We start from the raw sequence: 583 nt of genomic DNA, 5'->3' as shown, positions 1-583 counted from the left end.
TTCTCCACGAAGGTGGACATGACCCTCCAGGTCCTGGACAGGTTGAGGAGGGAGCTCAACGTACAGGTCATAACCTTCGACTCCTGGTACGTGAACGGGAGGACCCTCCTCTCAGACGTGGTGTCCTCCCTCAAGTCCAGCGCACGGGTCGTCGAGGGTGACAGGTCCGTGCCCGTTGGACTCCTCCCCGAGGGAGAACACCACGTCACGTACCTGGGAGTCCCCTTGAAATTAGTTGTACTGGAGGACTATAAGGGTTACGGCAGGAGATACCTCTTCTCCACCGATCCCTCCATGTCCCCTGAGGAGATACTCACCGCGTGGGAGAACAGGTGGGACGTGGAGGTGGTTATAAGGGAGTTGAAGGCTCTGGGCCTGGAAAAGGGTTCGTTCAGGACGTGGAGGAGGAACCTGGGCTACGTCAAGCTGATCTCGATCACGTTGAACTTCCTCCTGTCCTTGAGGTATCTCCTTGGGGAGAGCCTGGGTGTCGTGAGGCTCTCCCGCCTGCTTAAAACCCTTTACCTTGAGGTGGGTGATACCAAGAAACTGTTCAGCCTGAGGTAAGTTCCGAAAAGTGCTA

General features: G+C 56.4%; 1 protein-coding gene. It reads left to right on the top strand.

What is annotated here, in order from left to right:
* On the top strand, positions 1-567 hold a 567-nt coding region (locus L3N51_RS12335; protein ID WP_238027515.1), incomplete at its 5' end, for a transposase.
* Positions 568-583: the final 16 nt, after the last annotated feature.

The sequence above is a fragment of the Metallosphaera javensis (ex Hofmann et al. 2022) genome (assembly GCF_022064045.1).
GTDB classification, from domain to species: Archaea; Thermoproteota; Thermoprotei_A; order Sulfolobales; family Sulfolobaceae; genus Metallosphaera; species Metallosphaera javensis.
Note: the sequence above shows the minus strand (reverse complement) of the source record. Positions and strands in the feature narration are given on the sequence as shown.